This is a genomic window from Bacillus cereus group sp. BfR-BA-01331 (assembly GCF_022663915.1).
GTDB lineage: Bacteria > Bacillota > Bacilli > Bacillales > Bacillaceae_G > Bacillus_A > Bacillus_A mycoides.
Map to the genome: position 1 here is coordinate 38,764 of NZ_JAKUGJ010000028.1, position 8,615 is coordinate 47,378.

Here is an 8,615-nt window from a genome sequence, read left to right on the forward strand (position 1 = left end):
TTACACCCTCTTCTTTGTTAATTTAAGTAATACTTTGCTCAAGCTTTCTTCCGTAAGATCCTCAGCATCAGCAAAATCTGATACTGTAAAAGCTGACTCTGTTGTTGGTTTATTAATAAGTTGAAGAAGATGCCTCAACATACCATCTGCTATCGCTTGAATTTTTAATCTAGAAAACTGTTTTCTACTATATATCCAAAAAAAATGTAACTTCTCATCTTTTACCATACCGATAACCTCAATTAGATGAGATGGCTTGGAATCTGGAGCATGATCTAAAAATGTAAACCCTGTCTCTTGCATAAACAAAGATTCTTTTGAAAACACTTGATCAAATTGGCCCAAATAGTTAAAGCTTATTGAAGGCTTTTGCTGATAAAACGGAAGTAATTCTTTTTTCAAGTAACGTAAAATACCATAATCAACTCCACGATTCGGAATTTGACGCAATTGATCTTTTACAGCCTTTAATCCTTTAATAGGTGTTTTAGTTCCTTGAAAATTCAGATGAACAGGATAAATACTCGTGAACCAGCCCACTGTCCGTGATAGATCAATACCTTCAACCATCTCTTCTCTCCCGTGTCCTTCTAGATGAATAGAAACCGTTTGCTGATTTGTAAAATCGACGATAGCTTGTCCTAATGCCGCCAATAGTACCTCATTAATCCTTGTCTTATGAGTCACTGGAACTTCTTGTAACAATGCATGTGTTTCTTCTACTCCTAAAGTCCTCGTCACTTGATCAATCGATTCTTCTGTTGTTTCTTGCATTGGATAGTCCATTGGAATTTTCATCGTTTCTTTTTCTACCCGTTCATTCCAATAATCTTGTACTTCTTTTGAAATACCCGAATCACTGTATGCCTGCAGGCGTTCCGACCACTCTTTAAAAGATGTACTTTTCGCAGGTAGGCGAACTCCTTGACCTTGTTTCATCTGGTTATATACCGCCTGTAAATCTTCCAATAGAATTCTCCACGATACTCCATCTACTACTAAATGATGAATCACCCAGAATATTCGATCATTTCCAGACAAGGTGTCCTCAAAGTAAACTACTCTCATTAACGGACCTGTAACTAAATTGAAACTAGTTTGAGTAATGTTCATCTCTTCTTGTATTACTTTATTCCACGCTTGTTCATTAGCTTTGTTCCGTTTTACCACATGAAGTACAGAATGCTCATCAGTCCCTTCATTTCTCTGCCTCCACGTTCCATTTGGTAACTGTTCGTACCGGAAACGTAAAGCATCATGATGTTTTAGTAAGTTTAAGATCGCTCCTTCTAGTAACTTCACGTCCAATCTCTCTTTTACTCTTAAAAGCATCGATTGATTCCAATGCTCCGGACGTGAATGTTCTTGCTCGAAGAACCAGTACTGAATTGGAGTAAGGGGCACTTCTCCTGTCACAATTCCCTGCTCCGCTTGTACTCCCTGCGTTTCTATAGCCACTTGTGCCAACTCGGCAATGGTTGGGCATTCAAACATTTGCTTTGGAGTAAGTTTTAATCCCTCTTGACTTGCTTGAGATATGATTTGAATACTGAGAATCGAGTCGCCACCAATTTCAAAGAAATTATCATGGATTCCTACCTTTTTAACACCTAATACTCGCTTCCAGATGGTAGCCAGTATCTTTTCGTTACTATTCCGTGGGGCAACAGCTTCACTGTTAGTCTGCTCTTCCTCCGGCATAGGTAAGACCTCACGATCAACTTTACCGTTAGCTGTTAGTGGAATGGCTTCCATCGTCACAAATCTCGAAGGGACCATATAGCTCGGTAGTTTCGCTTTAAGATACTCTCGCCACGCACCTACATTTCCATCTCCTACAACATATGCTACTAATCGTTTGTCACCCGGTTGATCATCTCTAACAATTACAACAGCCTCTTTTATAGATGCATATGCATTTAAAGTAGACTCAATCTCCCCAATCTCAATTCGGAAACCACGTATTTTGACCTGATGATCAATTCTTCCACGATAATCCAGATTCCCATCTGGCAAATACCTTGCTAAGTCTCCTGTCCGATATAATCTTGCTTTCGGATCACTACTAAATGGATGAGGTATAAAGCGCTCTGCAGTTAATTCAGGTCGATTTAAATACCCACGTGCAAGCCCTGCCCCGCCAATATAAAGCTCACCATCTACACCTATAGGTACAGGTTGTTGATAAACGTCTAGTATATACACTTCTAAATCTGGAATCCGCTTTCCGATATTACTTCTTGAAGCATGTTGCACATCATCTTGAGTAATTGGATAATATGTAACATGAACGGTAGTTTCTGTAATTCCATACATATTAATTAGCTGCGGTTTTTTCTCCCCATACCTTTGAAACCACGGTAACAAGCTAATAGGTTCTAACGCTTCTCCACCAAATATCACATAACGCAGCTGCAAGTTTTTATTCTCATCTTCTTGTTCACACACCTGTATTAACTGTCGAAATGCGGAAGGTGTTTGATTTAGAACTGTGACTTCTTCCTTTACTAACAGTTGATAGAAATCTTTGGGCGATCGACTAATCCAGTACGGAACAACAACTAATTTCCCACCATATAATAATGCTCCCCAAATTTCCCATACTGAGAAATCAAATGCATAAGAATGAAAAAGCGTCCAAGTGTCTTTTTCATTAAACTGATACCAACAGTCCGTCGATTTAAATAAACGAATGACATTGTGATGCTCTATCATAACGCCCTTTGGATTCCCTGTTGATCCCGAAGTATAGATTACGTAAGCTAGGTTTTGAGAACTTACATCAGAAAACGGTAAGGTCTTACTTTCTTGCCCAATCTCATCTCTATCACGATCCAGGCAAATCGATTTAATATTTTCTGGTAACCATTTCAATTCTTTTAAACTTTCTTGCGTTACGAATAACTGAATGCCAGCATCCTCTAAAATATATTGAAGTCGCTGCTCTGGATATGTTGGATCAAGTGGAACATAGGCTCCACCAGCCTTCAAAATCCCTAAAATACCTACAATCATTTCTAGAGAACGTTCAACACACAGCCCAACTAAAGTATCAGGTCCTACTCCTTTTTTCTGCAGATAATGAGCTAACTGATTTGCACGTTCATTTAGCTCCCTATAAGTAACTTTTCCTTTTTCATACGTAACTGCAATAGAATTTGGATAAATCATCGCTTGCTGTTCGAACAATTCATGAATAGTTACTTGAGGTGGAAAATCAAGCTTAGGATTGTTGAACTCTACTAAACTTTTTCTTTTATCTTCTTCTGAAATAATTTCAATCTCAGAAACCTTTTGCTTTGGGTTTTTAAATGTATTTTCTATTATTGCTAACATGGTTTTAAAAAAGCGGTTTATCTCTTCTTTAGAAAATAGCTCTTTACGATAGTCAATATGTACTTGTAAAGAGTCTATATCAGTCAAATTCTCAATATGTACTGCAAAATCTTGCATTTCTTCACCATTTGGAATCCAAAGTGAGTCACCACTTTCATCACGATCTCTATAATCAATCGTAGTTCCGAAAAGTCTAACATTGCTGTTATTCTCTTTATTAATCTGCTTTAATAACAAATCAAATGGGTATTTCTGATGTCGTAATGATTTACTTTGTTTTCTGGACACCCTACCAATAAATGAAAATACTTCTTCTTCTGGATCCATATCCATTCTTAGAGGAACCGTACTCACCATCATTCCAATTAATTCCCGTTCCATTTTAGTCATACGATTGCCATAAGCCATTCCTAATGCAATATCAAGCGATGAGGTCCACCGATACATAGACAATGAGAAAGCAGCAACAAAAAGAGAATATACACTTAATTTATAATCTTCAGAAAATAACTCTATCTTTTTCTTCAAATGCTCCGATAATATAAACGTTTCACGTGATGCTTTGGTACTAACTTGGTACGTATTATAAGGCTTCAATCCCGTCACAGATGGAATTGTTTTAAATTCCTCTAACCAGAATTTTTGATCTTTTTGAAAGCGAATACTATTCAAGTATGTTTGTTCATTGGCCAGAAATTGAACATATGAATTTCTAATTTCGCCTTCCTCAGTCTCGTTATGCATCTCATAATAATATTTTACAATCTGACTGGTAAATATTTGGATTGATAAACCATCCATGATAATATGATGAACATTCCCAAAGACTGCACATTCATTATCGTTTAATTTTATTAAAGCGAAATAGTATAAATCTGAATTAAATAATGTAAACGTTTCTTTTGTTTTCTGCTCAATCCATTTCTCAAGCAAATCTGAATCCTCCACGGAACTGAAATCGAAAAACTCAAATTCTTGTTCTTCATGTTTAATAAAATATTGTTCAGGTTCCTGATGCCCATTTTCTTTTAATCTGATGCAAAGACCATCATTTTCACTAATAACACGATTCACAACTCGATTTAATTTTAAATAATCCATTTTTCTATGAAGTTTAAACAAAAACCTTAAATTACATATCCCTTTACCGGAATGAATAACTTCTGTATACCATATTCTCCTCTGTGGATGACTTAACGGATAACATTCCTCATTGGCCATAAAAAATCTTCCCTTCAAAAATTATTTACTCTTACAGGTTCTTGTTTATGTGTAACCCATAAATATTTCTGTAGTGCAACCCCAATTACTGCAATGATGATGAGCCCAATACCCACATAAAAATAGAGTTCAATTACTCCGAAGAAGTGAACCAGTGGACCGCTCATAGCAGGAGAAATAATGAGGGCTGCATTTGCTAAACTGCTTTGAATCCCAAATACTCTTCCGACCTGTTCTTGATGAGATTCTATTTGTAGAATGACTTGATTGGATACAAACATAAGTCCACTTCCAATACCAGCTATAAAACTGATCAGATAGGCAAAAATGAGGGATGCATCAGGACTTATCAGAGTTATCAGACTGATTCCTCCAAAGCCAATTCCCATTAAAGCAATACCTCCACATATTATCCAACCATATTGAAAATGTTTTAATTTCTGAGTTAAGAATGCGCCAATTATTCCCCCAAGACCAATAATAGAAATGATGTATCCCATTTTACTCTTATCATTTGGGAACAAGCTCTTAAATAAAGTAGGGAACTGTGAGTCTACTAATTGTAATACTGCCATAGCTATTGTAAAGAAAATCATGGTTGATAATATCATACGATTGGATAATACATAACCCCAGCCTTGTAACCAAGCAGTCCAAGTACTTTGCTGTTTCTTTTCTATATGTTCTCTTGACAGAGATTCCTGTAACCTTATTGTGGGCAACAGAACCAAAGCAGCTAGTAAACAGCATATTGCCCTTATAATCAGACAAAACTCTGGCTGAAACCAGCTCAGCAACATTCCTCCTATAAGTGGGCCCAGTATCTTGGTTCCTTGCTCAACTATCCCATTGATACTTACTGCTTTGGTAAGCAGATCAGGAGAAACAATCTGTCGTGTTAGTGTTTGCTGTGCAGGATAGTAAAAAACGGTGAAAATGGAACGAACCATTAATGCTAACAAAAGCCAATGAATATTTTGGACAAATAAAAGAACAATTGTTAATAAACCAACCATTAGATTACAAAACATCATAATTGGAATTTTTCTAAAGCGATCAGCAATCACGCCTGCCCATGAACTAAATATAATCCCAGGAAGTGCATACGCAACAGGAATTAATCCAATCATGATGGGGTCTACTTCCCATTCAAAACTAACAATGGTCATAATGGCTAACATGTCAATAAATACTCCGAGCATAAGCAGTGAATATGCAGAGAAAACTTGTAAATAAATTGTATTTCCCCATAGACTTTTTGATTCGGTAGTTTTCATAAAAACGAGCTCCTTAAGTTTACTAAATAGGGACGATAGAAACTAATTGGGTGGAATAAGAGACTTCTCCCGCCTCTTCAACCCTATTCTTTTTTTGCAGTTCGTTTGTGATGGTAATGAAATCAATAGCTTGCTTAGACTTTCTCAAAGACACTAACGCTCTAAAAGTGAGATATTGACTAACAATTAAATCATAACACTCCTATTAATGGGATTATTTTCTAAAAATAATATAGAAAACAATGAATATTCCGATTATTATTTTCTGAAAACCAGAAATATTTCTATAAAACAACTAAATTAAGATTAAATCGTATCGCAGATTTTAAATAATATTAATAAATAGAATCTATTTTGAACGTAAGCAATTTGTAAGGAATGGGTAAGGAAAAAGAGAGTTTCATTGTATAGGATAAAAATATTACGAGGCGTGAAAGGCGGAACAGATATGACTTATATATGAAAAACAAACTAGTAACAAAAGTGTTTCAAGGAAAAGAAGTAATTTCTGTGGTTTACAAACATGTGGAAAAAGAGAGATTTACCGTTTGTTAGGGCAGAATGGCGTTGGTAAAATAATACTTATGAAGATGATTACAAATTCAATGTTGACCTTTTGTAATCGGTGAAGATGATAGCTGTGTGGTTAGTATGAAACAGCAAGCAACCACCTATACAATATGAATAGAGGAGAGGAATGCCTTATGAAAACACGTAGTCAAATTACATGTGCAAGTCTTGCCATTTTAATAGCTGGGAGTTCCCTGTTATACACAACACCAACATCAATTGTAACAGCAGAGTCCACTGAAAATGTATCTAGTTCGTCACACACAAGCACTCAACGAGATCGTAATTCCGTCAAACAAGCAATGCGAGATACATTGCATCTTGGATTCCCGGGGATACTTGTTAAAACCTATGAGGGTGGAAAAACGTGGGGTTATGCCGCTGGGGTAGCGAATCTGAGCACCAAGAAACCAATGAAAACAGATTTTCGCTTTCGTATTGCCAGCGTAACGAAGACGTTCACCGCAACGGTTGTACTTCAATTAGCTGGAGAGAATCGCCTGAATCTAGACGATTCCATCGAAAAATGGTTGCCTGGTGTTATTCAAGGAAACCGATATGATGCTAAACAGATTACTATCCGGCAGATATTGAACCATACAAGTGGTATCGCTGAATACTCAAGGACAAAAGAAGCTGATTTTTTTAAGAATAGAAATAAATCGTTTACTGCTGAAGATCTAGTGAAGTTGGGACTTTCGCTGCCCCCAGACTTTGCCCCAGGAAAGGGCTGGTCTTATTCAAACACAGGATACGTATTACTGGGTATCCTTATCGAAAAAGTAACTGGAAACAGCTATGCGGAAGAGATTGAAAATCGAATTATTGAACCACTTGAATTGTCAAATACATTTCTACCTGGCAATTCAAGCGTTATTCCAGGCACCAACCATGCCCGTGGATATTTCCAACCAGACGGAGCAAGTGAGCTAAAAGACATTACGTATTATAATCCAAGTATAGGTAGCTCGGCTGGAGATATGATTTCTACTGCTGACGACTTAAACAAATTCTTCTCTTACTTACTCAGTGGTAAATTACTGAAGGAACAGCAACTAAAACAAATGCTTACTACAGTTCCTACAGGAAGTGCTGAAATCGTCGGATATGGTCTTGGAATCTATGAAACTAGGCTTCCAAACGGTGTCTCGATATGGGGGCACTCAGGTGGCATTCCAGGGTTTAGTACTTTTGCTGGAGGTACACTTGGAGGTAAGCATACGTTAGCTGTCAATTTTAACAGTTTAGGAAAAGCTGACAATCCTGATCCTTTTAAAAATATTTTACTTGCTGAATTTAGCAAGTAGGAAAAAAGGAAAAATTTATCGTAGTTTTCATAGTTAAAAATATACTTTTCTGGTTCAAGAGCCCTAATTTATTTTCAAGAAAAATTTGGGGCTTTTTTTTGTTTTGGTGGCGTTTATTCTTCTTAAGTTGATGGATGTACGGTGCTACCCCATGCCCATCAACTTAAGAAGTTGGTTGTTCCCCAAAATGAAAAAATGAATTGAACTTTCATAAATAACTGTAGGGATATAAAATTTTCGTTTTGGGGGTTATTTCAAAATCTTAGGTTGATGGGTATGTGGTAGGGCCCTGTATTTGACTCTTTTTCTACACCTAGATATTCTAGTGTTCGTTCTAACACAAGTGCAGCCTGTTGATGTGTGAGTGTGCCATGTTGGTTAAACTTAGTAGCCGAAACACCTCGGATAATTCCTGCATCGTATAGGGCTTGTACATCATAATGCCGGCTGCGAACGTATTTACACCGAGAAGATGAGTGGGGCAAAAGATGATTGCCCAGAACTGGTATGCTAGCTGTTCTTGCAGAGTTTGAGCGTGATATTATTCGTGGAAAGCCTCTTCGTAAAGATCATACGTAAATACAAACAAAACCAGCAAAACACCTCTTCTGTGTCGTACTGGTTTTGTTGAAGTCCATCTAGAATTGTAGCTAGTTCAACGTGATTGCAAATTCCGAGTTCGGCGCGCCAGCAAATACAACCGTTCCGTTCTTCGGCAGTTTTACTTTGTTATTGCCGCTCACAACGGTAAAATAGACACATACTCCCTTCTCATGATTCTGGTGCAAAAATAAAATATAGGAGAATAAAGCACATATATTCCTAACGGAATCGTATCTTATGCTGCAAGTCCAAACAATTGATGGATGAATTCTTTCTGATTTTGGACAGACTGGTCCCGTAA

4 protein-coding genes are annotated in these 8,615 nt (G+C 37.0%); 1 reads left to right on the plus strand and 3 read right to left on the minus strand.

Annotation, left to right across the window (positions count from 1 at the left end; all coding sequences use genetic code 11):
- Genes MR155_RS27205 through MR155_RS32295 form a run of 3 tightly spaced genes read right to left on the minus strand, consistent with a single transcriptional unit; the run spans position 1 to position 5,988 of the window.
- A complete protein-coding gene (locus MR155_RS27205; RefSeq protein WP_242311569.1) occupies positions 1-4,557 on the minus strand; it encodes a non-ribosomal peptide synthetase in 4,557 nt (1,518 codons plus the stop codon).
- A gap of 14 nt (positions 4,558-4,571) precedes the next feature.
- Positions 4,572-5,834, minus strand: coding sequence for an MFS transporter (locus tag MR155_RS27210; RefSeq protein ID WP_078205050.1), 1,263 nt, complete (start codon positions 5,832-5,834; stop codon positions 4,572-4,574).
- A gap of 22 nt (positions 5,835-5,856) precedes the next feature.
- Positions 5,857-5,988: a DnaB-like helicase N-terminal domain-containing protein gene (locus MR155_RS32295; RefSeq protein WP_003192741.1), complete on the minus strand. Its 132-nt coding sequence runs from the start codon at positions 5,986-5,988 to the stop codon at positions 5,857-5,859.
- A gap of 550 nt (positions 5,989-6,538) precedes the next feature.
- Between MR155_RS32295 and MR155_RS27215 the strand changes: the two genes are divergently transcribed.
- Positions 6,539-7,711 (plus strand): serine hydrolase domain-containing protein, encoded by a 1,173-nt coding sequence (locus MR155_RS27215; RefSeq protein WP_242311570.1) that lies wholly within the window; start codon positions 6,539-6,541, stop codon positions 7,709-7,711.
- The last annotated feature ends 904 nt before the right edge of the window (positions 7,712-8,615 follow it).